Origin of the sequence: Streptomyces sp. SCSIO ZS0520, assembly GCF_025643355.1 — a bacterium.
Lineage (GTDB): Bacteria > Actinomycetota > Actinomycetes > Streptomycetales > Streptomycetaceae > Streptomyces > Streptomyces physcomitrii.
This window is the reverse complement of the sequence record NZ_CP092644.1, coordinates 6,946,240-6,972,227: the sequence shown is the minus strand read 5'-3', so window position 1 is coordinate 6,972,227 and position 25,988 is coordinate 6,946,240. Positions and strand designations below refer to the sequence as shown.

The following is a 25,988-nucleotide window of genomic DNA, read 5'->3' as shown; positions in this document are numbered from 1 at the left end:
GACTCGTCAGCGGGACCGGAGGACGCGGAGGAACCGGCAGCGGAACCGGAAGGCGCGGAGGCACCGGCAGCATCCGCCGCCTCAGCCGCGCCCGAGCCCCGCCGCTCCGCCGCACCCGGAGGCTCGGTCGACTCCGGCTGCCGCGTACCCGAAGACCTCTCCGCCCCCGGCGAGATGCCCGTCCGCGACAAGGCGCCCGTACCGGACGCACTCTCCCTACGCGGCGAGGTCCCCGTACCCGAGGACGTGCCCGCACCCGAGGACGTCCCCGTACCCGAAGATGCCTCCGTACCCGACGAGGCATCCGCACCCGACGAACTCTCCGCGGCCACCGCGTCCCCGCCCGGCGAAGGCGTCGGTGGGCCGGGATCCGGAGGGGGTGCGGCCTGGGGTGGCGACGCGGGGGCCTGTCGTGCGTCGGTGTTCATGCGTCCGCACCCCCTCCACGACTGCACCGCCCGGCGCTTCGCCTGCCGCTCACTGTCACCACGCGGAGACGGCCGAGACGCACCGGCCGGTTCCGTCACGCCCTTGTGCGGAGGCCGTCACTCCACGCGTGCGCGTCACTCTACGGGCTGAACGCGGCGTACCGTCAGTCAGTCCCCGGCTACCGGGGGATTGGCCCGTATCATCCCCCTACCCTGCGATAATCCGATCTGACAGGCTGCCAGCATGACTGCCCGCTCCACCGACCGAGCCCGCTACGACCGTGCCACCGCCCACCTCGACGCCCCGCTCGCCCTGGTGGATCTGGAGGCCTTCGACGCCAACGCGGCGGACCTCGTCCGCCGGGCGGCCGGGAAACCGATCCGGGTCGCGAGCAAGTCCGTCCGCTGCCGGGCGCTGCTCGAACGGGCCCTGGCGCAGGAGGGCTTCGCGGGGGTCATGTCGTTCACCCTGGCCGAGTCGCTGTGGCTGGCCCGCTCCGGTGTCGAGGACGTACTGCTCGCCTACCCGACCGCCGACCGCGCGGGCCTGGCCGAACTCGCCGCCGACCCGAAGCTCGCCGCCGCGGTGACCCTCATGGTCGACGATCCCGCCCAGCTGGACTTCCTCGACGGGGCCCGGGCCGGTGGCCGCGAGGAGATCCGGATCTGCCTCGAACTCGACACCTCCTACCGCCTGTTGGGCGGCCGGGTCCGGATAGGCGCCCGCCGCTCCCCGCTCCACTCCCCCGCCGCACTCGCCGAACTGGCCCGCGCCGTGGACCGGCGCCCCGGCTTCCGGCTGGCCGGGGTGATGGGCTACGAGGGCCACGTGGCCGGTGTCGGCGACACGGTGCGCGGGAAGCCGCTGCGCTCACGCGCCGTACGGGCCATGCAGGCGGCGGCCCGGCGGGAACTGGCGGTGCGGCGGGCGGCCGCCGTGCGGGCGGTGCGCGCGGTGGTGCCGGAGCTGGAATTCGTCAACGGCGGCGGCACCGGCAGCGTGCAGCACACCGCCGCCGAGGAGGCGGTGACCGAGGTGACCGCCGGTTCCGGACTGTACGTACCGCGGCTCTTCGACGACTACTCCTCCTTCCGCGGCAGGCCGGCCGCCCTGTTCGCGCAGCCCGTGGTGCGCAGGCCGGGGCCCGGTGTGATCACGGTGCTCGGCGGCGGCTACCCGGCCTCGGGCGCGGCGGGCACCGACCGGCTGCCGGAGCCCTGGCTGCCGGAGGGGCTGCGCTACGACCCGATGGAGGGCGCGGGCGAGGTGCAGACCCCGCTGCTCGGCACCGCCGCCGACGACCTCCTCCTCGGCGACAAGGTGTGGTTCCGGCACGCGAAGGCCGGGGAGCTGTGCGAGCGCTTCGAGAGCCTGCACCTGGTGGAGGGCGAGCGGATCACCGCCACCGTCCCGACCTACCGCGGCGAGGGCCGCACCTTCCTCTGACCCCGGGGAGGCCGTCTCCTTCTGAGCCTGGGGAGCCGCCGTCTCCTTCGTCGAGTCGGCGACAGCGTGGAGGCGCTCTGTCGCCGGCGGGCTTCCCGTCTTGGCCACCGCCTCGCATGCCTCGGCCGGTGACGCCGAGGCTCGCGCTCTCGGGCCCCCGTCGCAGGACTCCACCAGCCGCACAGGGATTCAGCGCCCGAGCAGTCGGACGCCCAACTCCCAGAAGCGCCGGGCGGAGTGCGGATCGACGGAGTGCGACGCGGCGTCGGCCGATGGCAGCGTCTCGTCCGGTGGGATCGGGAAGGGGGGGAAGAGCCGTGCCGTCAGGGCGCGTCGGCCGCGGAGACGGCGTCCGCCCGGTCCCCCTTGGATGCGATCCGGCCGAAGGCGTCGGAGCCCGTGGTCAGCGCGTGCTGCGCCTTCCGCCAGGCGTCGTCGCCGGGGTCGAAGGCGGTACGCAGGTAGGCGGCGGTCAGCTCGGCGACCGCGGCGACCCGGTCGGGGCTCTCGTCCGTCGTCTCGGCGCCGTCGTGCCCGGCGATCCCGCCGAGCAGGTGCTCGCCGCCGAAGACGGTGAGCAGGGTCTTGGGACCGGGGCCAGGCGGTAGGGATCGGCGTGCCAGTCCGGGCCGGTGGTCGTCCAGTGCGGGGAGTCGTCCTTGTCACAGGCGACAACCAGCGCCGAGGTGGTCATCGTGGTGAGGTCGAGGGTGCGGAAGAGCGGCACCCGCGCGGACATGAAGCCGTCGAAGGCGTCACCGCCCCGGCCGATCGCGGCGAGCAGCACGCCCTGGGTGATCCGTGGTTCGAGGCAGGTCACCGCCTCCCCGGTGTCGGGATCGGTGACCGTGGCCCCCAGCAGGAGTTCGGCGGTGAACCCGCCCAGCGAGTGCCCGGCCACGGCGACCTTGCCGCGGTCCAGGCGGCCGGCCAGCTGCGGCACGGCACCTTCGATCTCGTCGAGCCGGTCGAGGACGAGACTCATGTCCTCGGCTCGGGAGCGCCAGAACAGCGGGGCGTCGGGATGGCCGGCGACCTGGCGGCTCAGCCTCGGGGCGCTGAGGTGGTGGGGCTGGATGACGACGAAGCCGCGGGCCGCCCAGACCTTGGCAAGCGGCAGATAGCCGTCGAGCGAAGCCAGGCCGTACGCATTGCCGTGACCGTGCGAGAACAAGACGATCGGCAGGTCGGTGCCGCTCATCGGCGCGGAGACGCGGACCTCGAGGTCCATGGGGCGCCCGGGTGCGGACAGCGCCACCGGGCTGACCGACAGCACCGGCGGGACTCTCGGATGCAGGTAGGTGTCGGCGGTGGAAGTCCACTCGGTCATGGCACACGTTCCCTTCGGAGATCGCCGCGCACGGACCGGCTCGGGGCACGACAGCAGCGGGGGCGTCCGCATCGGCTAGGCTGGGACCGAAACGGAACCTTGCTCCATTTACAATACGGAGCATTGTTCCGGATATCAAGCGGAGCATTGTTCCGCCTCGGCGGCGAACGGAAGGACGGTGCGGTGTCTGCTGCGGACAAGCCCCTCCCGGAGGCGGCTCGGAGCACCCGGGCCGATGCGGTACGCAGTCGGCAGAAGCTGCTCGCGGCCGCCGGGGAGGTGTTCGTGGACTCCGGCGTCGACGCGCCCGTCCGGGAGATCGCGGCCCGAGCGGGCGTCGGCATGGGGACCCTCTACCGCCACTTCCCCACCCGGGCGGATCTCGTGGTCGCCGTCTTCCGCCACCAGGTCGAGGAGTGCGCCGACGCGGGCCCGCGGCTGCTCGCGGACACCGACTCGCCGTCGGCGGCACTGCGCCAGTGGATCGACCTCTTCGTCGACTTCCTGGTCACCAAGCACGGGCTGGCTCATTCGATGCAGCCCGACAGCAGCGGCTTCGGCGCGCTGCACGGGTTCTTTCTGGAGCGTCTGCTGCCCGTGGCCGAGGAGCTGCTCGACGCCGCGGTGCGGGCAGGAGAGATCCGTACCGGGATCGAGCCCTACGAGCTCATGCGCGGCATCGGCAACCTCTGCATCGCGCCCGACCACGACCCCCGCTACGACCCGCGCCGCCTGATCGATCTGCTCCTGCTCGGCCTCCAGCAACCGAAGACACCCTGAGCCGCCCCGAGTTCGCCGACTTCTCCTCCCGATCAGCCACCGGCGGGACGTCCTCCACACACGGTCGACCGGGCCGCGGCGACCGTGCTCCCGCCGTCAGCCCAGGTCGGACATGTCGAGTACGAAGCGGTAGCGGACATCGTTGCGCCGGAGACGGTCGAGGGCCTCGTTCACCTGCGCCGAAGGGAGCAGTTCGATGTCGGCGGTGATGCCGTGCTCGGCGCAGAATTCCAGCATGGCGGCGGTCGCCGGTCTGCCGCCGCTGCCTGCGGAACTGAGCTTCTTGCGTCCCAGGAGCAGGTCGGTGGCCTCCACGGCGACAGGGCCGAGGTACCCGAGGAGGCTGAGCGTTCCGTCCAGGGCGACCAGACGCAGGTACGGGGCGAGATCGTGCGGGGAGGAAATGGTGTCGACGACGATGTCGAACCGGTCTCGGGCGTCGGCCATCCGCTCCGGGTCCGTGGAGACGATGAGGCCCTGAGCGCCGAGTCGGCGAGCGTCGTCGGCCTTGTCCGGTGAGCGGCTGATCACCGAGGTCTCGGCACCGAGCGCCGCGGCGATCTTGACCGCGAGGTGGCCCAGACCGCCGAGTCCCGCTACGGCGACGCGCGTTCCCGGCCCCGCGCCGAGCGCTCGCAGCGGCTCCCAGACGGTGATCCCCGCACAGAGCAGCGGAGCCGCGGCGGCCGGATCCAGCCGCGCGGGAAGGGGGTAGGCGAAACGGTCGCGGACGACGTACTCGCGGGAGTAGCCCCCCAGGGTGGCCGAGCCGTCGTGCCGGTCGGTACCGGCGTAGGTCAGGGTCGGGAAGGCATGGCAGAAGTTCTCCTGACCGGCCCCGCACATGGCGCACTCGCCGCAGGAATCGACGATGTTGCCCACCGCGACCGGGTCACCGGCGGCGAACCCGGTGACCGCGGATCCGGTCTCGGTCACCACTCCGGTGAACTCGTGCCCGGGCACCAGGGGCTGGGCTCCTTCGACGTCCCGGGCGCTGACGGCGTGCAGATCGGAGTGGCAGACGCCGCAGTAGTCCACCCGGACCGCGAGGTCATCGGGCCGCAGGTCGCGCCGTTTCAACGGTGTCCGTCGCAGCGTCTTCGACGGACCCTCCACCTGCCAGCCGACCGTGTTCCTCATGCCGTCTCCTTTCAGACAGAACGGTCTGTCTGTTTCAGCGTACGGCCCTCCGGGCCACCAAACAAACCAACTGTTCTGTTCAGTATCGTGAGGGCATGGCCGATCAACCCCTGACCTCGCGCGGAGCCGCCACGTACCAGCGCATCCTCGGTGCGGCGACCCAGGAGTTCGCCGAGTACGGGATCGCCGGAGCGCGTGTCGAGCGGATCGTGGCCGCGGCACGTACCAACAAGGCGCAGCTCTACGCCTACTTCGGCAGCAAGGAAGGGCTCTTCGACGCCATCTTCTTCAGCTCGCTGGAGCGGATCGTGAATGTCGTCCCGATCGACGCCACCGACCTCGCGGACTGGGCCGTACGCCTCTACGACGAGTATCTCCGCCGCCCCGACCTCATCCGGCTGGCCACCTGGGCCCGCCTGGAGCGCCGCCCGGCCGGCCACCTGGTGGACCGGCCCGACCGCCCCGACGATCACAAACTGCGCGCCATCGCGGAGGCCCAGGCCGCAGGACTGGTACGGCAGGGAGACCCGTTCGACGTCATGGCCATGGTGATCGCCATGTCGATGGCCTGGTCACCGGTCAGCAACGTGTACGCGGCGACCGCGCAGGAACCCCCCGAAGCACACGAGCAGCGTCGCGCACTGCTCCGCGAGAGCGTCCGCCGCGCCATGACCGCCGATCAGCAGAGCATCTGATCGAGCGGCACGCCGCACATCATCGGCCCCCAGCCACGGCACGGAGCTCGGCCTTCCTGACACCGACACCGACGCCGCAACCGACGCCGACACCAGCACCAGCACCAGCACCAGCACCAGCACCGAGAGGGCAGGGGCACCGTCGGTGAGCGACGTCGTCATGACCGGCGGAGCCCGGTCGACGACAGCCGTAGCGGCATCGGTCAGCCCAGCGATGCAGTCGCCGTACGCAGCTCCTCCAGGGCCGTCAGCGCATAGGGCGCGAGCCCCCCGGCGTCGTCCTCGTGGCTCTCGGACCACCGGGCATAGCCTCGCTTGAAGGCGAGGACTCCCAGCTCGGCCGCGAGATGTGCGGTCGGGTCGGGGACGCCGCGGGCGGCGAGCGCGGCCGTCATGGCAGCCGCGAGACCCACGCTCTTGAGGGCGTCGCGCTCCTGAAGTTCGGTGCTGGCCGCCACCGCCGCCCTCAGGCGGGGGGCGAGTTCGCGGTTCGTCGGCCCCATGGCGCTCGACGCGTGCTCGAGGCCGACCGCCACCGCCTGGAGTGGGGTGGCGTCCGCCGGAGCCTCGGTGATGCCCTCGGCGAGCAGCCTGCTGAGCGTCTCCTGACCGGCGGCCAGGAGCTCGCGCTTGTCGGAGAAGTGCCGGAAGAAGGTGCTCTTGGTGACTCCCGCGCGCTCGGCGATCTGCGCCACCGTGGTGGCGTCGTATCCCTGCTCGGTGAACAGGTCGACGGCCGCGACGACGAGTCGCTGGGTCGCTCCTGGTTGCCATCTGGCCATGGGGCCCAGGATAGGTGACGGGACTGTTGTCCCGTCACCCTGTAGTGTCAGTGATGGGACAACAGTCCCATCACTGACAGGGAGCGCTCATGCATGTCTTCCTCACGGGCGGTACCGGCACCATCGGCTCCGCCGTCGTCGCCGAACTGCTCGGCCACGGCCACACCGTTCTCGCGCTGGCGCGCTCGGACGACTCCGCGCGGGCCCTTGAGGGGGCTGGCGCCGAGGTGCTGCGCGGGAATCTGGCGGACCTCGGCGTCCTGCGGGCCGGAGCCGGGCGGTCCGACGGCGTGATCAGTCTGGCGTTCGGACGGGACTACAGCAGTCCGGAGTCGCTCGCGCGGTCCGTCGCCGAGGAGAGCGCCGCCGTCGCCGCGCTGGGGCAGGAACTCATCGGAAGCGACCGCCCGATCGTCGCGGTCTCCGGAACACCCTGGGTGCCGGGGCGCGCTTCCACCGAGGCCGATCCGCTGCCGACCGACGGGCCGGTGGGCGGTCGGAGCCGTGCGGTCACGGCGCTGCTGGATCTCGCCTCCCGCGGTCTGCGCAGCTCGGCTGTCCGCATGCCGCGCACCGTCCACGACCAGGGCCGGGGCGGATTCGCGGGCCTGCTGACCGATCAGGCGCGGCGCACCGGTGTGGCGGGCTACCCCGCCGACGGCACCCAGCGCTGGCCGGCCGTGCACGCACGCGACGCGGCAGCCCTGTTCCGCCTGGCCCTGGAGTCGGCCCCCGCCGGGACGGCCTGGCACGCGGTCGCCGACGAGGGCACCGCGGTGCGGGACATCGCGACGGTGATCGGCCGGCGGCTGGGCCTGCCGGTCGAGGAGGTTCCGCAGGAGAACTTCGGCCCGTTCGGCCCGATCTTCGCCATGGACCAGCCCTCCTCCAGCGAGCACACCCGCGAGGCCCTGGGGTGGCGGCCGACCCACGCCGGCCTCCTGGAGGACCTGGAGAACCTTCAGCCCTGACGCACCGGTTCGCGGGCTGCTCCGGCCGGTGCGGCCGCGGTTCCGGCGGGAAGTCAGGCGTCGTCGAGGGAGGCGGACCGGTCCCGCAGGGCTGTCACCATCGCCTGTGCCCGGGCAGAAGGGCGCGGCCCGGTCACGACGACCGTCGCGCGGCCCGGCCAGTGGCTGTCGGCGACGGCCACGGCCCGTACGCCCGTCGGCAGGACCGGCAGAGCCAGGTCGGGGATCACGGTGAGGCCCAGACCGGCGGCGACCAGGCCGAGGCGGGTCGACCAGCCGCGCGCCGTGTGGGCGATGTGCGGGTCCGGCAGGGTCGGCCAGGCCCCGAACTGCGGCTCGCCCGCGGCGCCGTCTCCGGCGATCCAGTGTTCGTGGGCCAGTTCCGCGACGGTGACGTGGTCCTGGCCGGTGAACCGGTGGCTCTCCGGGACCGCCACCAGAAGATCGCCCTGGAGGGCCGCGGCCTGCCGTAGTCCGCTCAGGTCGTAGTCCGGCAGCCCGTGGCCGACCCCGATGACCGCCACGTCCAGCCGGCCCGCCCGGAGCCGCCGCAGCAGGGCGGGCGTCGAGGCCTCCTCCAGGACGACCGCGAGACCCGGATGGCCGGAGACCAGCTGTGCCATCGCTCTCGGGACCAAGGCCATGGCCGCGGTGGGGTAGGCGCCGATCGCCAGGCGCCCCGCGAGCCGGTCGCGCAGGCTGGCGAGTTCCCCCTCGGTCGCCGCCAGGTCGGCGAGGACCGCCGTCGCGCGCCGGACGAGTACCTGGCCCGCCGGGGTGAGCTCCACGCCTCGGGGCCTGCGGTCGAAGAGCGGCCCTCCGGCCGCCGCTTCCATGGCGGCGACCTGACGGGAGACGGCCGACTGCGTGTAGCCGAGCGTCTCGGCGGCCCGCGTGAACGATCCCATGGCGGCGACCTGCTGGACGACGCGGAGGCCGGCGAGGGTGAACTCAGCCATGGTCGGGGAAACTACCATGCGTTCTGCGCATGCGGATCATGCGGAACCATCGTTGGACCGCATGGCTGCGGCGGGGGCAGGCTGGCGGTATGACACAGCGATTCACGCGCGGCGAACTCGTGGCGCGACTGGTCCGGGCCGGTGAGCTGGAGGTGTCGGGCGAGGATCCGGCCGAGGCCGCGGCGTATTTCGACAGGGAGAGGTTCCGCTTTCACGGGCCGGACGGATTCGAGGCCGACTTCGCCGGACTCACCGCCTACTTCGCGTCGGTGCGCGAGGCCTTCGACGACCGGTCGATCCGGCGCGGCATCGTGGTGGCCGAAGGCGACCACATGGCCTGCCAGACGTGGATCGAGGGCACCTTCGTCCGCGAGTTCGTCCGGTCTCCGGTCGGCCCGCTGCCGCCCAACGGCCGACGCGTCGTATTCGATCTGCTCAACATCTTCCGCTTCGACGGGCAGGGGCGCCTCGTCGAAGAGTGGGTACGCACCGACAACCGCGCTCTCCTGCGGCAGTTGGAGACCGTCTCCTAGGAGGTCAGGAAGAGCGGTCGCCGACTCGCCGCCCGGGACGGCCTCTTGGAGCAGGCGAGCCCCAGCACGGCGAGGCCGGGCGACCCGTGGTGCCGCCGCCCGGACCGCCGCGGGCGCCTACTCCCCGGGGTCGACGGAGCTGCCGACGCCGCCGTCCCCGGACTCCTCGCCGAGCCCGCGGATCCCCTCGACGAACTTGTCGATGTCGCCGACCGGGGGCGCGTCCTTGCCCGCGTCCACCACGATCCGTACCAGGACCATCGACTGGGAGCCGGTGCTGGAGGGGAAGGCCACCGACTGCACGTAACCGCCGGGCCCGGCACCGGTCTTCACCTTCCAGCGGACCAGATAGCCCTCGCGCCCGGCCACGGTGACCCGCTCCGACTTGACCTGCTTGTGCGAGGTGATGCCGTCGAAGGGCTCGCGATCGAGGGCGTCGGTGCCGTAGGCCTTCTCGGCGGCGTCGGAGATGTCCTTGGTGGCGAGGGCCTTCGCGGAGGTCTCGCTGCTGCCGGTCGCGGTACGGCTGCTGACCGTGCCGTGGTGGCAGAATCCGGCGTCGCCCGGGCAGTCGTAGGTGTGCGGGGTGGTGACCAGGACGGTGACATCGCTGGCGTAGTCGTCGGGCTTCTCCCAGCCGTCGAGTACGGGCACGCTGATGCCGTTGAGCTGGTCGCTCGCCCGGGAGGGGTCGGGGTCCTCGGACTCCTGCGACCCGCTCGGCGAGGGGGACGGCGTGGGCGTCGGCGAGGCGGAGGCGGTGGCCGTCGGGCCCGGGTCCGGCTCGGGGTCCCCGTCGTCCTCGCCGAGCAGCAGGGCACCGGCGGCGATCGCGGCGACCAGGACCACTCCGGCCACGGTCAGGGCGATGACCTTGCTGCGGCTGCCGTTGGTGTCGGTGCGCTGGGCCATCGCGGCCGTGGGGTAGTCGCCCTGCGCGGGGCCGAAGCCGCCCTGGGCCGGGCCGAAGCCGCCGGGTGCGGTCTCCGGCGCGGGGGTGCGCCGGTGCTCGGTCCATGTGGTGCCGTCCCACCAGCGCTCTGCGCCCGGTGCGTCGGGATCCGGATACCAGCCGGGCGGGGTCGACATGCTCATGGCGGCACTGTAGAACGCCCGGTCAGCGGTCGTACACGCGCCCCCGGCGGGTTCCGGCCGGGGGCGCCCCTCGCGGGCGCGGGACCTCAGGCCGGGCGGAGCGGCGCCCCCAGCCGGGCGGCGAGGACCGCGGGCGCCTCGGCGAGCGAGGGCCCGTACCAGGTGAGGTGGCGCCCGCTGACCAGGGCCGCGGGCACCGGGAAGGACTCGGGCCCGTCCTCGGCGGTGAAGCGGTACGGCTCGTCCGGCAGCACCACCAGATCGGCCCCGCCGGAGGTCAACTCCCCCAGCGGCACCCGGGGGTAGCGCTCCTCGTGCCCGGCGTAGAGGTTGCGCACGCCGAGGCGGGCAAGCAGGTCCCCGGCGAAGGTGTCGCGGCCGAGCACCATCCAGGGCCGCCGCCAGACGGGGACCACGGCCGTACGCCCGGGCTCCTGGACGGGCGGCGCGGCCCAGGCCTCCTCGGCCTCGTCGAGCCAGCGGGGGCGGGCCGGGACGCCGCAGGCGGTGAGCACCCGGGCCAGCTCGCGGAAGGCCTGGGGCAGGGTGCGGATCTCGGTGAGGAGGACCTCGATGCCCGCGGCCCGCAGCTCCGCCAGGTCCGGGGCGCGGTTCTCCTCCTCGTTGGCGAGCACCAGCTCGGGGGCGAGCGCGAGGATCTCCCCGACGCGCGGATTCTTGGTGCCGCCGATCCGCGGGACGTCGAGCCCGGCCGGATGCGTGCACCAGTCGGTCGCGGCGGCCAGGGCACCCGGGGCGCTCACCGCGAGCGTCTCGGTCAGCGAGGGCACGAGCGAGACGACTCGGGGACGCGGCATCGGTGCGCTCCTTCGGACGGCGGCCGGGATGCCGAGCCTAGGGGGTGCCCGAGGCTCAGGCGGGCGGGGCCGGGGCCTCCGCGGGACCGCGGGCCGGGACGGGTGCGTCGGTGGCCGGATCCGGACGGTCCCGTACGGGGATCCGGGCGGCCGCGGAGGGAAATCCGGGGGCTGCGGAGGGGGAGCCGGGCGGCCCGGTGGGCGGAGCCGGGCGGGGCGGGCGCGTCGGAGCCGGGTCCGGGGGCCGCCGCGTTGCAGGCTGTCGCCATGCAGCCGGGGATCTTCAACCGCATGCTCGGGCTCTTCCTGGGCGGCGAGCACCGCTCCTTGCACCTCAAGGCCGCCGGGACCGCGACGCTCTTGCTGCTGGTCACGGTCTTCGTCTCCTCCTGGGCGGTGGTCGCCGCCGAGGAGGGCGCGTCCGGCGCCAACATCACCGACTATCCCAAGGCGCTGTGGTGGGCGGTGGAGACGGCGACCACCGTGGGCTACGGCGACCTCTACCCGGTCACCCTGTGGGGCCGGATCGTCGCCCTGGTGGTGATGGGCGTCGGCATCACCACCTTCGGGATGGTGACCGCGGCGCTGGCGACCTGGTTCGTCGGACACGAGCAGCGCCGAGGCCGCATGCTGCACAAGGCGGAGCACGAGGCGCGGCAACTCGCCCAGGACGCCGCCGAGGACGCACAGGACACGGTGCGCTCCCTGCACCGGCGCTTCGACCGGCTGGAGGAGGCGCTCGCCGGGGGTCAGGGCGGTCAGGGCGGCGGGGGTCCGCAGGACGGGTGAGCGGTACTTCGCGGGGGCGAGCCGTACTACGGGGGCGTAGAGGCGGACCCGCACGGCGGCGGGATACGGAGGCCGCACAGCGGCGGGAGGCGAAGGCCGGACGGCGGCGTGCGGAGCCGAGCGGGGCGGGACACGGATGCGGGCGGGCGCGGCCCGGACCTCACGCACCCCGGCGGGCGGAGACCGCCTCAGCCCCGCCCGCGCTCCTCGATCGCGTCGATGTGCCCGGCCACCGCGACCACCAGGACCCGGGTGTCCGGCACGGTGGCCCGCCAGCGGTGGCGGACGCCGCCGGTCAGGTAGAGGGTGTCGCCGCGCACCAGGCGGTAGGCGCGGCCCTCGGCCTCCACCTCGACGGCGCCGTCCGCGACATAGAGCAACTCGTCGTTGCGGTGCTGGAATTCGCGGCGGCCGTCGTGGTCGCCGGTGAACTCCAGGGCGTGCAGCTGGTGGCGGCCGCGGACCAGGGCGCGGACCCGGGATCCGGTCGCCGGTTCCGGTTCGGCCTCGGCGCGCAGCAGATCGACCTCGCGGGCCGGGTCGGCGGCGTCGAGGAGTTCCACGGCGGTGGTGCCCAGCGCGTCGGCGACCTTCTGCAAGGACTGGGCGCTCGGGCGGGCCCGGTCGTTCTCGACCTGGCTGAGGAAGGGCACGGACAGCCCGCTGCGCTCGGCGACGGTGGCCAGGGTGAGGTGCAGCGAACGGCGGCGCCTGCGGACGGCCGCTCCCACCCGGCGGTTCTCCTTGTCGTCCATCGCCCCCACTCCCTCCCGTGCCTCGCCCCGCGGCCGTGCTGCGAACGGGCCGCGATCCGGTGTGTCTCTCTGCACCTTACGCACCCTCCGCAAGCGGAACCCGGGCTCCGTCCTCTTGGCGTGCACACAGTCTCGTGAAATCCGGGCCGGGGCGATGGTTTTCCCCGATTTCCGCCCGACCGGTACCGATCGGCCGCCAAGCTGTGTCCCTACGGCACCCTGACGGGCCGCCCGGCGACGGCCGGTACGCGCCCGCTCACGCCGGAGGGCGGGCCCCGCCACGCAGCGGTGCCCGCCCTTCACCCGGGGTGTTCCGGTCCCCGCCTCGCGGCGGGACCGGCCCCGCACTACATCGGCGCCATCCTGTCGACGATGCCCGGGTGCTCCTTCATCCAGGCGGCGACGGCCTCCTCTTCCTTGCCCTTGCCGCGGTCCTTGATCTCGTTCTCCAGACCGGCGAGTTCCTTCTCGCTCATCTTGAAGTTCTTGATCCACTTGGTGAGCCGCGGGTACTGCTCGGGGAACTTCTTGCTGGAGATGGTCCGGATCGTATTGCCCGTACCGAAGTGCCCCTCGGGGTCGGCCAGCTTGGTCAGCTTGTACTCGTTGTAGGCCCAGTGCGGGGTCCACAGCACGACCGCGACCGGCTCCTTCTTGGCGTAGGCGCGCTTCAGCTCGGTGAGCATGCCGGGCGTGGAGCCGTCCACGACCTCGTACTCCTTGTCCAGGCCGTAGCCGGGCAGCACCTTCTGCTTGAGCAGGTTCATCTCGCCGGTGCCCGGCTCGATGCCGATGATCTTGCCCTTGAAGGTGTCGCCCTTGCCCTTGAGGTCGGCGAGCGACTTCACGTCCTTGACGTACGAGGGCACCGCCACCTCCAGCGAGGTGGGCGAGTACCAGCTGCCGAGATCCTTGAGGTTCTCCTTGTTCTTGTCCCAGTACGACTTCTGCGCGTACGGCAGCCAGCCGTCGAACTGGAGGTCCAGATCACCCCGCGCCAGCGCCGTGTAGACCGGGCCGACGGCGAACTGCTTGAGGTTCATCCGGTAGCCGCGCTCCGCGAGGACGGCCTTCCACAGGTAGGTGACGGCGATGTCCTCCTCCCACGGGAACCAGCCGACGTTCAGGGCGCGGGCGGCCTCGCCCTTGCCCTTCTGGGCGACGGGGGCCCACTTGTCGACGAGCGAGGGGTTCTTCTTCAGCCAGCCGCGGACGGCCTCCTGCTCCTTGCCCTTGCCCGCCTTCTGGATCTCGGCCTCCAGGCCGGTGAGCTGCTTCTCGCTCATCCTGAAGTCCTTGAGCCACTTGGCCACCTGCGGGTTCTCCGAGCCGAAGCCCTTGCGGGAGAGCGAGTGGATGCCGTCGCCCTTGCCCCAGGCGCCCTTGGTGTCCTTCAGCTTCTTCAGCTTGTAGTCGCTGTAGGCCCAGTGCGGGGACCAGAGGGTGACCGCGACCGGCTCCTTCTTGGCGTAGGCGCGCTTCAGCTCGGTGAGCATGGCGGGCGTGGAGCCGTCGACGACCTCGTACTCCTTGTCCAGGCCGTACTCCTTGAGGACCTTCTTCTTCAGCAGGCCCATCTCGCCCGCGCTGGGCTCGATGCCGATGATCTTGCCCTTGAAGGTGCTGCCCTTGCCCTTGAGGTCGTCGAGGGTGTCGACGCCCTTGACGTAGGAGGGCACCGAGAGCTCCAGCGAGGTCGGGCTGTACCAGCTGCCCATGTCCTCCAGCTGCTTGCCGTACTTCTTCCAGAACTCGGCGTGGGTGACCGGCAGCCAGGAGTCGGTCTGGAAGTCGACCTGGCCCTGGGCCAGGCCGGTGTACAGCGGACCGGCGGCGAATTCGGTGGTCTTCACCTTGTAGCCGCGCTGTTCGAGCAGCTCCTTCCACAGGTACGTGGAGGCGATGCCCTCGTCCCAGGGGATGTAGCCGATGTTCAGCTCCTTGCCCTGGCCGACGTTGGTCGAGGCCTCGACGCTGTCGGAGTCGCTCTTGCCGAAGACGCCCATGCCGCCCGCGACGAGCGCGAGGACGACGACGCCGACGACCGCGACCGCGGGGCGCGGGCGGTAGTCCCAGAACTTCAGGCCGCCGGTGGTGCGGGCCTTCTGGGCGGCGCGGCGGCCGAGCGGGGAGAGCTGGGTGCCGAGGGCGCTGGTGAGGCGGTCCAGGTAGATGGCGATGATGACGATGCCGAGACCGGCCTCGAAGCCGAGTCCGACGTCGAGGTTGCCGATCGCCTCGTTGACCGCGCCGCCGAGCCCGCCGGTGCCGACCATGCCCGCGATGACCACCATCGACAGGCCCAGCATGATCACCTGGTTGACGCCCGCCATGATCGTGGGCAGCGCCAGCGGCAGCTGCACCCGCAGCAGGGTGTTGCGCGGCGAGGTGCCGAAGGCCTCGGCGGCCTCGACGAGTTCCTTGTCGACCTGGCGGATGCCGAGTTCGGTCATCCGCACCCCGGGCGGCAGGGCGAAGATCAGGGTGGCGACGATGCCCGCCGGGACGCCGAGGCCCACGAAGAGCATGGCCGGGATCAGGTAGACCATGGCCGGCATGGTCTGCATCAGGTCCAGGACGGGCCGTACGACCGCGCTGACCGTGTTCGAGCGGGCGGCCCAGATCCCGAGCGGTACCGAGATCAGCAGCGCGATGATCGTCGCGACCAGGACGAGTGAGAGGGTGCCCATCGCGTCCTCCCACAGTTCGAGGGAGTCGATGAGCAGGAAGCCCGCGAAGGCGAGCACGCCGCCGGTCAGTCCGCGCAGCCAGAAGGCGAGGACCGCGAGGATGCCCGCGAGCAGCATCGGCTCGGGCGCGGTGAGCACCCCGTCGATGGCGTCGTACATCCCGCTGGAGACCGACTTCACGAAGTCGAAGAGCCAGGCCATGTGGTCGACGAGCCAGTCGACCCCGCTGTCGACCCAGTCGCCGAGAGGAATCCTAGGCACCCGCGCTCACCTTGCCCGTCTCGCTGCCGTCCTTGCCGATCGCCACCGGGGGCGCCGCGCCGGCGGGCTCCTCCGCGGGCGGCATCGGGTCCCCGAGCACGGCGAGCAGCCGCTGCCGGGTGACCACACCCGTCAGCCGGCCCTCGGCGTCGGTGACGGCGACCGGGGTCTCACTGCCCGCACAGGGGGTGAACAGCTCCAGTACGGGGGTGTGCTCGCGCACCGTGGCGGGGGCCGCGGCGAGGACGTCCTCGGCGGTCCGCAGCTCCTTGCCGCCCGCGGTCCTGGTCCCGAAGGCCTCCTCGGGGTCGGCCATCACCGCGCCCGCGGTGAGCACCCGGGAGCGGTCGACGTCCTGGGTGAAGGCGGCGACATAGTCGTTGGCGGGGGTGACAAGGATGTCTTCCGCGGTGCCGGTCTGCACGATGCGGCCGTCGCGCATGACCGCGATCTGGTCGCCGAGGCGCATCGCCTCGTTGAGGTCGTGGGTGATGAAGACGATGGTCTTCTTCAGCCGCCGCTGGAGTTCCAGGAGCTGGTCCTGCATGTCCCGCCGGATCAGCGGGTCGAGCGCGCTGAAGGACTCGTCCATGAGCAGCAGGTCGGCGTCGGTGGCCAGCGCCCGGGCCAGGCCCACGCGCTGCTGCATGCCGCCGGACAGCTCGTCGGGCCAGGACTTCTCCCAGCCCTTGAGCCCGGCCAGCTCCAGGGCCTCGGTGGCCCGCCGCTCGCGCTCGGAGCGCGCCACGCCCTGGACCTCCAGGCCGTAGGCGGCGTTCTCCAGGACGCTGCGGTGCGGGAAGAGCGCGAAGTGCTGGAAGACCATGCTGATCCGGGTGGCCCGTACGCGGCGCAGCTCCCGGGCGCCGAGCGCGGTCAGGTTCTGCCCGTCGAAGAGGACCTGGCCCGAGGTCGGTTCGAGCAGCCCGTTCAGCATCCGCAGCAGCGTGGACTTGCCGGAGCCGGAGAGGCCCATGACCACGAATATCTGCCCGGGTTCGACGGTGAAGGACGCGTCGATGACGGCGGCGGTGGTCCCCTCGGCCCGCAGTTCCCCGCGGTCCGCACCGCCCTTCAGTTTCTCCACCGCGTCAGCGGCTCGTCTGCCGAACACCTTGTACAGATGCTCTGCTTGCAGTCTGGACACATGCACCTCTCGGGTCGAGCGAAGCGGGCCCGCGCCTCCCCCGTCGCAGGCCGGGGCGTGGAACGGGGTCTGCCCGCATCAGCCGGCCGCAACTGGGCGGGGCCGGTCCACACCGCGTGCGCGCCTGCCCCGGTTTACACGCGTCAAACCAGCCAGTGCCGCAGGTCACAGCTTCCCCTTCTGGCTTGATTCGCACCAATCGCGAGGTACGGACGCGGAGCGTGACGGCGCTGTCGGTGGGGTGCGGCATGATGCCCGGGTGACTCAGCGACGGCTCATGCTCCTCGACACCGCCTCCCTCTACTTCCGCGCGTACTTCGGCATGCCCGAGTCGGTGCGGGCGCCCGACGGCACCCCGGTGAACGCCGTGCGCGGGCTGCTCGACTTCATCGACCGCCTGGTGCGCGACCACCGCCCCGACGCGCTGGTGGCCTGCATGGACGCCGACTGGCGACCCGAGTGGCGGGTCGAGCTGATCCCCTCGTACAAGGCGCACCGGGTCGCCGAGGAGCACGCCGCGGGACCGGACGAGGAGGAGGTGCCGGACACCCTCGCCCCCCAGGTCCCGGTGATCGAGGCGGTGCTCGACGCTCTCGGCATCGCGCGGATCGGCGTCGCGGGGTACGAGGCGGACGATGTGATCGGCACCCTGGCCACCCGGGCGAAGGGCCCGGTGGACATCGTCACCGGCGACCGCGACCTCTACCAGCTGGTCGACGACGCCCGGGGCGTGCGGGTGCTCTACCCGCTCAAGGGCGTCGGCTCGCTCCAGCTCACCGACGAGTCCTGGCTGCGCGAGAAGTACGGCGTGGACGGCGGCGGGTACGCGGATCTGGCGCTGCTGCGCGGCGACCCGAGCGACGGCCTGCCGGGCGTGCCGGGCATCGGCGAGAAGACCGCCGCCAAGCTGCTCGCCGAGTTCGGCGACCTGGCCGGGATCCTCGCGGCCGTCGGCGACCGCACCGCCAAGCTCACCCCGACCCAGCGCAGGCGCCTCGACGAGTCGCGGCCCTATCTCGCGGTCGCCCCGAAGGTCGTCCGGGTGGCCACCGACGTCCCGGTGCCGGACCACGACCCGGCCCTGCCCGCGGGACCGCGCGACGCCGCCGCCCTGGGCGAGCTGGCCGCGCGCTGGAATCTCGGCGGCTCCCTGGAGCGCCTGCTCACCACGCTCGGGGGCGCCTGAGTACCCGAAGCGCCCCGGGCCGGAGCGGCGAGGAACCGACCCAGGAGCCGACCAGGAGACCGTTCACCGGAAGCTGCTAACTTAGGACACCCTAAGTACGAATGCCGAGCAGTTGACGGGGAGTCCTCCATGGCCAAGCGTTCCGCACCCCAGGTCCATCTCGCCGAGGTGGTCCGCACCGAACGGCTCACCCCGCACATGCAGCGCGTGGTGCTCGGCGGCGAGGGCCTCGCGCAGTTCGAGGCCGGGGACTGCACGGACCACTACGTCAAGATCCTCTTCCCGGCCGCCGGGGTCAGCTACCCCGAGCCCTTCGACATCCAGCGGATCCGCGCCGAGCTGCCCCGGGACCAGTGGCCGGTGACCCGTACCTACACGGTGCGCGCCTGGGAGCCGGAGAGCCGCGAGCTGACCGTCGACTTCGTGGTGCACGGCGCGGAGGGCCTGGCCGGTCCCTGGGCCGCCGCGGCCCGGCCCGGCGACCGCGTCCGGCTGCTCGGCCCCGGCGGCGGCTACGCCCCGGACCCGGCGGCCGACTGGCATCTGCTCGCCGGTGACGAGAGCGCCCTGCCCGCCGTCGCGGCCGCCCTGGAGGCGCTGCCCGCGGGCGCCGACGCCCGGGTGTTCGTCGAGGTCGCCGGGCCCGAGGAGGAGCAGAAGATCACCACCGACGCGGAGATCGTCTGGCTGCACCGGGGCGGGCGGCCGGTCGGCGCCGCGCTGGTGGAGGCGGTCCGCGCCCTGGAGTTCCCCGCCGGGAAGGTGCACGCCTTCGTCCACGGCGAGGCGGGCTTCGTCAAGGAGCTGCGCCGCCTGCTCCGCGTCGAGCGGGCGATCCCCCGCGAGCAGCTCTCGATCTCCGGTTACTGGCGCCTCGGCCACAACGAGGACGGCTGGCAGGCCTCCAAGCGCGACTGGAACGCGGAGGTCGAGGCCGAGCAGGAGAGCGGCAGCGGGGCGGCCTGAGCGGAGGGGCGGCCTGAGCGGACCGGACCTAGGGGCGGGCGGGGCGGACGCGGATCCCGGGACCGGGAGCCGGGCTGTCGGAGGCCGGGCCCAGGCGCCCGGAGGGTGGCGGCCGGACCCGGGCGTCCAGGGACCGCCCCCGCCTGCTCCCGCCCCCGTACGCTGGACCGTGATGAGACGCAGACCGCATGTCCCCGGCTGCCCGCTCCCCCAGCGTGAGGGAGTGGATCCGGTACGGCTCCGGCTGCCGGGCGAGGGCCCCTGGGCCACCGTCCGGGACCACCTGGCCGAGCGCCTCGCCCCGGGGGCCGCGGTCGTCGACGCCATGCTGGACCGGGGTGAATTCGTCCTCGCGGACGGCGCCGCCGTGACCCCGGCGACCCCGTACGAACCGGGGCTGTTCGTCTGGTTCCACCGGGAGCTGGCGCCCGAGGAGCCGGTGCCCTTCGGGATCGAGGTGGTCTACCGGGACGCGCACATCCTGGTCGCCGACAAGCCGCACTTCCTCGCCACCACCCCGCGCGGCTCGCACATCACCGACACCGCGCTGGCCCGGCTGCGCCGCGAACTGGACCTGCCGCAGCTCGGCGCCGCCCACCGGCTGGACCGGCTCACCGCCGGTCTGGTCCTGTTCACCCTGCGTCCCGAGGAGCGCGGCCGGTACCAGACCCTCTTCCGGGACCGCCGGATCCACAAGGAGTACGAGGGGGTGGCGCCGTACCGGCCCGAGCTGGCGCTGCCGCGCACCGTGCAGAGCCGGATCGAGAAGGAGCCCGGGCGGCTCACCGCCGAGGAGGTGCCCGGCGAGCCCAACGCCGTGAGCCACATCGAACTCCTCGCGCACCGCGCCGGGCTAGGCCGCTACCGCCTGCTCCCCACCACCGGCCGCACCCACCAGCTCCGGGTGCACATGAACGCCCTCGGCATCCCCCTCCTCGGCGACCCCCTCTACCCCGAGGTGGCCCCGGCCGACGCCCCGGAGGACCTGGACAGCCCCCTCCAACTCCTCGCCCGCACCCTGGAGTTCACCGACCCGGTGACCGGCCGCCGGCACCGTTTCGACAGCCGCCGCCGGCTCTCGGCCTGGCCCGCCGCGGAGTAAGGGACGGCCGACGGTGGGACGGCGGACGGTACGGAGCAGCCGTACTGAGCGGCGCCCCCGCGCCGAGCCGCCCCGCCCGACGGAACCGCCCGGGCCCGCCCCGCGCCGTGAACCGCTCCCCCGCCCCGGTCGTACGGCGGATACTGGACGTATGAGCATCCCGGACACCGGAATCGCGGAGCTGCGGCAGCGGCTCGGCCGGAGCCTGTTCGCGCGGGTGGCCGGGCCCGAGGGCGAGCAGCACCGCGCCCGTATCCACGACACCCCGGGGCCGCGCTGGTTCGCCCCGGAGCGGCCCATCCGCACCGTGCACGCCGACGCCGCGATGTACACCGGCGGCCTGAGCGCACTGCTGCTGCAGTCCCTGCATCCGCGGGCCATGGCCGCCGTCGCGGCGCACTCCGGCTACCGCGGGGACCCCTGGGGCCGCCTCCAGCGGACCAGCTACTTCCTCGCGGTCACCACCTACGGCACCGCCGAGGACGCCAAGGACGCGGTGGACCGGGTGCGTTCCGTCCACGAGCGGGTGCGCGGGGTGACCGCGGGCGGCCTCGACTACCACGCCGGGGACCCGCACCTCCTGGAGTGGGTGCACACCGCCGAGGCCTACTGCTTCCTCCGCGCCCACCGGCTCTTCGGGGCCACGCCGCTCTCGGACGCCGACTACGACGCGTACGTGGCCGACACCGCCGAGGTGGCCGCCGCCCTCGGCGCGCTCGACCCGCCCCGGGACGTGGCCGCGCTGCGCGCCCGGCTGAAGGCCTACCGCCCCGAGCTGCGCGCGACCCCCGAGGCCCGGGAGGCCGCCCGCTTCCTGCTGCTGCGGCCCCCGCTCCCCTTCGCGGTACGCGGCCCGTACGCGATCCTCGCCGCGAACGCGGTGGCGCTCCTGCCGTCCTGGGCCCGGGCCATGCTCTGGCTGCCGCGGCTGCCCCTGGTCGAGACGGCGGGCGTACGTCCCGCGGGCCGGATCCTGACCCGCGCCATCCGCTGGGCCAGCAGCCCGCCGTCCGAGGACTGAACGGCCGGGCGGATCAGCGCACTTGACCCGCCCGGCCGCGCTCATGTCCTGCCTGAGCGCCCCGCCTCGACATCCAACTCCTCAGCCGCGCAAGCCTCTTGACCCGACCGGCAGGCAACTCTCCGCCCGCTCACCGCCCTTGGCCCCGCCACCACCGCAGCAGGCGCCGGCCGAGGCCGCCGCGCCGCTCGCTCTGGGCGTGGCGGGCGGCGCCGGGGGCGGTCGCCGGTGCGGGGGCGGCCGGTTCTGACGCGGGCGCCGAGGCAGGCGCGGGCCCCGAGGCGGGCGCGGGCGCCGAAGTCGCGGCCGTCGCGGGCGAGTTCGCCGTCAGGGAGGAGACCTCCCAGTTCCCGCGCGGCGCCGGTACGGTGACGGCCTGCCCGGCGGGTTCCTGCGGAGGCCGGGGCGCGAACTGCACCGGCAGCTCCACCAGATGCCGCGAGAGCACCGAGGAGCGCCAGCGCAACTCGCTCTCGGGCACGGCGAGTTCGACATCCGGCAGCCGCATGAACAGGGCGTCCACCCCGGTGTCGGCGATGGCGCGGCCGAGATCCTGGCCGGGGCACTCGTGCGGCCCGCCGCTGAAGGCCAGGTGCGCCCGGTTGCCCTGCATGGGGGCCTCGGGGTCGGGGCGCACCGCCGGGTCGACATTGCCCGGGGCGATGCCGAGGATGAGTCCGTCGCCCGCCCGGATGTGCTTGCCGCCCAACTCGGTGTCCTGGGTGGCGAAGTAGCCGATCATGGCGCTGAACGGAGGCTCGTCCCAGAGCGACTGCTCGACCGCCTCCGGCACCGTCATCTGGCCGCCGTTGAGCTGGGCGCGGAAGCGCGGGTCGGTGAGCACCATGCGCAGCACGTTGGCGATGAGGTTGGCGGTGGCCTCGTAGGAGGCGATGAGGACCAGGCGCAGGTGCTGGGCCACCTCCTCGTCGGAGAGCCGGGACTCGTGGGTGATCAGGGCGCTGGTGAAGTCCTCGACCGGCCGCTCCCGGCGGCGGCGCACCAGCCGGGTGAGCGCGGCCATCACGTAGGCGTTGCTGGCGATGGCGGTCTCGGTGCCCTGGATCATGTCGCGGGCGGCCTGCACCATCCGCTCGTCGTACTCCTCGGGCATGCCGATGACCTGGCACATCACCATCATCGGCAGGTGCTCGGCGAAGCGGGAGACGAGGTCGGCGCGGCCGTCCTCGCAGAACTCGTTGACCAGGCGCTGGCTGAAGCGGTTGATGTGGCGGCGCACCCCGCGGTGGTCGATGGTGGCCATCGCGCCGGTCACCGCGCCGCGGAGCCTGCGGTGCTCGGCGCCCTCGACGAAGCTGCACATCGGCTGCCAGGTGAAGACCGGGGCGAGCGGGTGGTCGGGGCCCGCGGAGCCGTCCTGGACGGCGCGCCAGTGGCGTGAATCGCGGGTGAAGTGCGAGGAGTTGCGCACCATCTGGAGGTTCTCGCCGTGTCCGAGGACCGCCCAGATCGGCAGGTCGTCGTGGAGCAGGGCGGGGGCGACCGCGCCGTGCTCGGCGCGCATCCGCTCGTAGACGGCGGCCAGGTCCTCCGCCTCGGGTCCGTACAGGCGGTGCGCGCCGCCGGGTCCGCGGCCGTGCGCGGGGCAGCCCGGCGGGGGCGCGAGGGCGGTGTCGTCGGTGCCGGGTCGGTAGGGCGAAGGGGTCGTCACGGTGTCGCTCCGAGGTTCCGGTTCCGGGTGAGGGCGTACGTACGGTGGGGTGGTCTGATCGGTCAAGTGGCGTGCGCGGTGGGCGAGTTCGGAGGCGGCCGGGTCCGCGGGCGACCGTGTTCAGGACGGCGCGGTGCTCAGGGAGTGCAGGAAGCGCATCAGGCTGAGCAGGACGTCCCGGCTGGAGGCGCGGCGGCGGGCGTCGCAGTGCAGGATCGGGATCTCCTCGGGCAGGTCGAGGGCGGCGCGGAGTTCGGCCACCGGGTAACGGGGCGCGTCCGGGAAGGAGTTGACGGCCACCACGAAGGGCACCCCGCGTTCCTCCAGGCGCCCGATGACGTCGAAGCTCACCTCCAGGCGCCGGGTGTCCACCAGGACGACGGCCCCGAGTGCGCCCTCGAAGAGGCCGTTCCACAGGAACCAGAAGCGCTCCTGCCCGGGGGTGCCGAAGAGGTAGAGGACCAGCTGCTCGGTGATGCTGATCCGCCCGAAGTCCATGGCGACGGTGGTGGCGGTCTTCGTCGGGGAGCCGTAGTCGTCGTCGATGCCGATCCCGGCCTGGGTCATCGTCTCCTCGGTGGTCAGCGGTCTGATCTCACTGACCGAGCCGACCATCGTGGTCTTGCCGACCCCGAAGCCGCCGACGATCACGACCTTCACCGCGGAGGTGGCCGTCGCCGGGAGCACGTCCTCGCGGCGGGGACCGGCGAGGGTGTCAGAGCTGTTGAAGTCCATGCATCACCGCTTCGAGAAGGGTCCGGTCCGGGAGCGCCGAGCGGACGACCGGGGCACGCGCCTCGACGAGCCGGGCCGCGAGCAGCTCGGTCAGCAGTACGGTCACCACGCTGAACGGCAGGTTCAGATAGGCGGAGAGTTCGGCCACCGACAGCGGGGTGGCGCACATCCGCAGCAGGGCGGCCTGTTCGGGCGGCGCGGTGGGCGGCGCCTCGCCCCGCGCCACGATCAGGGTGACCAGGTCGAGGGCGGCCCGCTCGGCCGCCTCGGCACCCCCGGTCAGGACGTACAGGCGCTCCGGGTTGGCGGCCGACCCGGTCAGCGGGGCCCGCCGTTCGCGCCGCGCACCGGTCATACGGGCTGCCCGTCGCGGCGGGGCGGGCTGGTCAGATGGGCGCCGATGCGGACCACCAGGTCGCGCATCCGGTTGCCGATCAGCCCGGCGTCGACGGTCTCCTCGGCGAGTACGGCGAGGTAGGCGCCGGCGCCCGCGGCCATCAGGTAGAAGAAGCCGCCGCTGACCTCGATGATGACCATCCGCATCCGGCCGTCGCTCTCGGGGATCTCGGTGGCCACGGCCGCGGCCAGGCTCTGGAGTCCCGCGCAGGCGGCCGCGATCCGGTCGGCGGCGTCCGGATCGCCCCCGTACTGGGCGATCCGCAGCCCGTCGGCGGAGAGCACCACGATCTGGCGGGTCTGGGGGACGCCGTCGGCGAGTTCCTTGAGCATCCAGTCGAAGTTGGCGCGCTGATGGATCACTGGTGGTTTCCCTCCTCCTCGGACGCCGGGTGGCGGCGTCCCTCGGCGCTGGTCTCGTCCGAGCCGCTCGCGCCGGTCATGAACGCCTCGATCCACAGGCCCGGTTCGGGTTCGCCGCCGCCTCGCACCTCGCGGGCGGGCGCGGCCTGGGCGCGTTCCGCGAGGCGCCGGGTGTAGGAGGAGCGGACCCGGCTGCGGCGCTGCGGGAGGCCGTTCGGGGTCCACTCCTCGATCGGGGGCGGGTCGAAGGACTCGGCGACCACGGCGGGGACCAGCGGCGGCGAGGCGACCGGCCCGGTCGGCTGCCGGTGCCGCTTGGCCGGGCGGGCGGGCTCCTCGATGAGCCGCCCCTCCTCGTTGACCCGGGGCACCGCGGCGGCGCCGATGCCGTGCGCGAGCGCGGGTGCCGGGGCGGTGGTGAGCATCTCGCGGGGCACGACCAGCACGGCGCGTACGCCGCCGTAGGCGGACTGCCGCAGCGAGACCTGCATCCCGTACATCTGCGCGAGCCGCCCGACCACGGCCATGCCGAGGCGAGGGGTCTCGCCGAGGTCGTTGAGGTCGATGCCCACCTGGGCCTGGGCCAGCATCCGCTCGGCGCGGGCCCGGGCCTCCTCGCTGAGGCTGACGCCGCCGTCCTCGATCTCGATGGCGATACCGGTCTGCACCTCGACGGCGGTGACATGCACCCGGGTCTGCGGCGGCGAGTAGCGGGTGGCGTTGTCGAGGAGTTCCGCGCAGGCGTGGATGAGCGGCTCGACGGAGGTGCCGAGGACGGCGACGTCCACGAGGGAGTGCAGATCGACGCGCTGGTAGTCGAGGATCCGGGACATCGCCCCGCGCAGCACGCTGAACAGCGGTACGGGGCCGGGCCATTGGCGGCCGGGCCGGGCGCCGCCGAGCACCGTGACGGAGTCGGCGAGGCGGCCGATCAGGGCGGTGCCGTGGTCGATGCGCAGCAGGTCGTCGAAGACCTCGGGGTTGCGGCCGTGGTCCTCCTCCATCTCGCGCAGTTCGGCGGCCTGGCGGTGGACGATCGCCTGCACCCGGCGGGCGATGTTGACGAAGGCGAGCTGCGCGGACTCGCGCATCGCCCGCTCGTTGTCCACGATCTCCAGGACATCGCGCAGCAGCGCCCGGCCGGCCATCGGCAGATCGCGGTGGACCGGGTCGGCGTCCACCAGCGCCTGCACCACCTCGGCGGGCGACTCGCCCCGGCCGAGCCGCAGCAGCGCCTCGGGCAGCAGATCGCGCCCGAGGCGGACGCTCTGCTCCTCGTGGGCGTCGGTGCGGCGCTTGAGGAAGGCGATCTGGTGGGCGTGCCGGGCGCGCAGCCTCCGTGCCGTACGGAAGCCGCGTACCGCCTGTGCCGCGACGGCGAGGACGAGGAGCAGGCACACCGCCCCGCACACCGCGACGGCCGGCCGCGCTCCTTCGTCCACCAGGGCCGCCGCGGCTCCGGCCACCGCGGCCATCAGCACGGCGGGCAGCAGCAGTACGCGCGCATAGGGGACTTCGCGGCCGGTGGGGGGCGGTTCAACACTCACCATGTCTGCCCTCTGAAGACTTCTGGACGGGGGACCTAGGTCGTCGCGCGCCGCCGGGAGCAGCCGGATCCGGGCACACAGAAGGTGCATAGGGAACCAAGGCCCGAATACGTCTCAACTCGGTGCGCTGCGGGCGAGCTTAGCCCCGCCGCAGCCACCGCATGTCATCTTCCGCAAGGCCCTGAAATCGCCCGCCAGGAGTCCTAGACTCGGCTCCATTTGCACGCAGCGAAGTCGCCCGCTCGCAGAAGGTGATCACGTACGGGCGCGTGGATGGCGCGTGGACACGGAGGCCGGAAGGCGCATCCGGAATGCCGCGGCCCGGTGCGCGCCCGGTCACCGGGAGCGGGGCACCCGGCCCCTGACCAGTCAGTTCGACA

The 25,988-nt window shown here is 73.0% G+C and carries 23 protein-coding genes and 1 pseudogene; 10 read left to right on the top strand and 14 right to left on the bottom strand.

The annotated features are described in order from the left end of the window. Positions 1-672 precede the first annotated feature (672 nt). The gene (locus MID12_RS28340) at positions 673-1,875 is read left to right on the top strand and encodes an amino acid deaminase/aldolase (RefSeq protein WP_263171747.1); all 1,203 of its coding nucleotides are present in this window, start codon (positions 673-675) and stop codon (positions 1,873-1,875) included. A gap of 323 nt (positions 1,876-2,198) precedes the next feature. On the opposite strand, the pseudogene MID12_RS28335 reads toward MID12_RS28340, so the two are convergent. Then, positions 2,199-3,205: pseudogene (locus tag MID12_RS28335) on the bottom strand (alpha/beta hydrolase family protein). A 183-nt stretch (positions 3,206-3,388) separates the two neighbouring features. On the opposite strand from MID12_RS28335, the gene MID12_RS28330 reads away from it, so the two are divergent. Next, positions 3,389-3,985 (top strand): TetR/AcrR family transcriptional regulator, encoded by a 597-nt coding sequence (locus MID12_RS28330; protein ID WP_263171746.1) that lies wholly within the window; start codon positions 3,389-3,391, stop codon positions 3,983-3,985. Positions 3,986-4,081: 96 nt separating this feature from the next. On the opposite strand, the gene MID12_RS28325 is transcribed toward MID12_RS28330, so the two are convergent. After that, complete coding sequence (locus MID12_RS28325; RefSeq protein ID WP_263171745.1) at positions 4,082-5,125, bottom strand: NAD(P)-dependent alcohol dehydrogenase; 1,044 nt, start codon at positions 5,123-5,125, stop codon at positions 4,082-4,084. A gap of 95 nt (positions 5,126-5,220) precedes the next feature. On the opposite strand from MID12_RS28325, the gene MID12_RS28320 reads away from it, so the two are divergent. Beyond that, positions 5,221-5,820: a TetR family transcriptional regulator gene (locus tag MID12_RS28320; protein WP_040254982.1), complete on the top strand. Its 600-nt coding sequence runs from the start codon at positions 5,221-5,223 to the stop codon at positions 5,818-5,820. Between the two features lie 203 nt (positions 5,821-6,023). Here MID12_RS28320 and MID12_RS28315 read toward each other — a convergent pair whose 3' ends face one another. Beyond that, positions 6,024-6,602: a TetR/AcrR family transcriptional regulator gene (locus MID12_RS28315; RefSeq protein WP_263171743.1), complete on the bottom strand. Its 579-nt coding sequence runs from the start codon at positions 6,600-6,602 to the stop codon at positions 6,024-6,026. Between the two features lie 89 nt (positions 6,603-6,691). On the opposite strand from MID12_RS28315, the gene MID12_RS28310 reads away from it, so the two are divergent. Next, the gene (locus tag MID12_RS28310; protein ID WP_263171742.1) at positions 6,692-7,573 is read left to right on the top strand and encodes an SDR family oxidoreductase; all 882 of its coding nucleotides are present in this window, start codon (positions 6,692-6,694) and stop codon (positions 7,571-7,573) included. A 53-nt stretch (positions 7,574-7,626) separates the two neighbouring features. Here MID12_RS28310 and MID12_RS28305 read toward each other — a convergent pair whose 3' ends face one another. After that, positions 7,627-8,532 (bottom strand): LysR family transcriptional regulator, encoded by a 906-nt coding sequence (locus tag MID12_RS28305; RefSeq protein ID WP_263171740.1) that lies wholly within the window; start codon positions 8,530-8,532, stop codon positions 7,627-7,629. A gap of 89 nt (positions 8,533-8,621) precedes the next feature. Here MID12_RS28305 and MID12_RS28300 point away from each other — a divergent pair, with 89 nt between their 5' ends. Then, positions 8,622-9,065 carry an ester cyclase gene (locus MID12_RS28300; RefSeq protein WP_040254978.1) on the top strand — a complete coding sequence of 148 codons (444 nt, stop codon included), beginning with the start codon at positions 8,622-8,624 and terminating at the stop codon, positions 9,063-9,065. 117 nt (positions 9,066-9,182) lie between these two features. On the opposite strand, the gene MID12_RS28295 is transcribed toward MID12_RS28300, so the two are convergent. Both MID12_RS28295 and MID12_RS28290 read right to left on the bottom strand, forming a co-directional pair. Further along, positions 9,183-10,160 (bottom strand): DUF2510 domain-containing protein, encoded by a 978-nt coding sequence (locus MID12_RS28295; RefSeq protein ID WP_263171738.1) that lies wholly within the window; start codon positions 10,158-10,160, stop codon positions 9,183-9,185. An 86-nt stretch (positions 10,161-10,246) separates the two neighbouring features. Next, entirely contained in the window at positions 10,247-10,978 is a 732-nt protein-coding gene (locus MID12_RS28290) for a helical backbone metal receptor (protein WP_040254976.1), read from the bottom strand. 267 nt (positions 10,979-11,245) lie between these two features. On the opposite strand from MID12_RS28290, the gene MID12_RS28285 reads away from it, so the two are divergent. Further along, positions 11,246-11,767, top strand: coding sequence for a potassium channel family protein (locus MID12_RS28285; protein ID WP_040254975.1), 522 nt, complete (start codon positions 11,246-11,248; stop codon positions 11,765-11,767). A 188-nt stretch (positions 11,768-11,955) separates the two neighbouring features. On the opposite strand, the gene MID12_RS28280 is transcribed toward MID12_RS28285, so the two are convergent. The 3 genes from MID12_RS28280 to MID12_RS28270 all read right to left on the bottom strand — a co-directional run bounded on the left by MID12_RS28280 (position 11,956) and on the right by MID12_RS28270 (position 16,620). Next, positions 11,956-12,522 (bottom strand): helix-turn-helix domain-containing protein, encoded by a 567-nt coding sequence (locus MID12_RS28280; RefSeq protein WP_263171736.1) that lies wholly within the window; start codon positions 12,520-12,522, stop codon positions 11,956-11,958. A 347-nt stretch (positions 12,523-12,869) separates the two neighbouring features. Continuing rightward, positions 12,870-15,473 carry an ABC transporter permease/substrate binding protein gene (locus tag MID12_RS28275; protein WP_263171734.1) on the bottom strand — a complete coding sequence of 868 codons (2,604 nt, stop codon included), beginning with the start codon at positions 15,471-15,473 and terminating at the stop codon, positions 12,870-12,872. Continuing rightward, positions 15,466-16,620 carry a glycine betaine/L-proline ABC transporter ATP-binding protein gene (locus MID12_RS28270; protein ID WP_052482669.1) on the bottom strand — a complete coding sequence of 385 codons (1,155 nt, stop codon included), beginning with the start codon at positions 16,618-16,620 and terminating at the stop codon, positions 15,466-15,468. Before MID12_RS28270 ends, MID12_RS28275 begins: the two co-directional genes overlap by 8 nt. Before the next feature lie 277 nt (positions 16,621-16,897). Here MID12_RS28270 and MID12_RS28265 point away from each other — a divergent pair, with 277 nt between their 5' ends. From MID12_RS28265 to MID12_RS28250, 4 genes are all read left to right on the top strand, one after another. Continuing rightward, on the top strand, positions 16,898-17,806 hold the full coding sequence (locus MID12_RS28265; protein WP_040254972.1) for a 5'-3' exonuclease: 909 nt from the start codon (positions 16,898-16,900) through the stop codon (positions 17,804-17,806). 129 nt (positions 17,807-17,935) lie between these two features. After that, entirely contained in the window at positions 17,936-18,772 is an 837-nt protein-coding gene (locus MID12_RS28260) for a siderophore-interacting protein (protein WP_263171732.1), read from the top strand. A gap of 172 nt (positions 18,773-18,944) precedes the next feature. After that, positions 18,945-19,874: a pseudouridine synthase gene (locus tag MID12_RS28255; RefSeq protein ID WP_263171729.1), complete on the top strand. Its 930-nt coding sequence runs from the start codon at positions 18,945-18,947 to the stop codon at positions 19,872-19,874. A 151-nt stretch (positions 19,875-20,025) separates the two neighbouring features. Beyond that, on the top strand, positions 20,026-20,895 hold the full coding sequence (locus tag MID12_RS28250) for an oxygenase MpaB family protein (protein WP_263171725.1): 870 nt from the start codon (positions 20,026-20,028) through the stop codon (positions 20,893-20,895). A gap of 130 nt (positions 20,896-21,025) precedes the next feature. Here MID12_RS28250 and MID12_RS28245 read toward each other — a convergent pair whose 3' ends face one another. From MID12_RS28245 to MID12_RS28225, 5 genes are all read right to left on the bottom strand, one after another. Beyond that, a complete protein-coding gene (locus tag MID12_RS28245; RefSeq protein WP_263171722.1) occupies positions 21,026-22,567 on the bottom strand; it encodes a cytochrome P450 in 1,542 nt (513 codons plus the stop codon). A 120-nt stretch (positions 22,568-22,687) separates the two neighbouring features. Continuing rightward, positions 22,688-23,302, bottom strand: coding sequence for a GTP-binding protein (locus MID12_RS28240; protein WP_040254967.1), 615 nt, complete (start codon positions 23,300-23,302; stop codon positions 22,688-22,690). After that, positions 23,283-23,657, bottom strand: a complete 375-nt coding sequence (locus tag MID12_RS28235; RefSeq protein WP_040254966.1) for a DUF742 domain-containing protein — start codon at positions 23,655-23,657, stop codon at positions 23,283-23,285. The genes MID12_RS28240 and MID12_RS28235 overlap by 20 nt, the downstream gene beginning before the upstream one ends. After that, entirely contained in the window at positions 23,654-24,061 is a 408-nt protein-coding gene (locus MID12_RS28230; RefSeq protein ID WP_040254965.1) for a roadblock/LC7 domain-containing protein, read from the bottom strand. Before MID12_RS28230 ends, MID12_RS28235 begins: the two co-directional genes overlap by 4 nt. Next, positions 24,058-25,611 carry a sensor histidine kinase gene (locus MID12_RS28225; RefSeq protein WP_263171715.1) on the bottom strand — a complete coding sequence of 518 codons (1,554 nt, stop codon included), beginning with the start codon at positions 25,609-25,611 and terminating at the stop codon, positions 24,058-24,060. The genes MID12_RS28230 and MID12_RS28225 overlap by 4 nt, the downstream gene beginning before the upstream one ends. Positions 25,612-25,988: the final 377 nt, after the last annotated feature.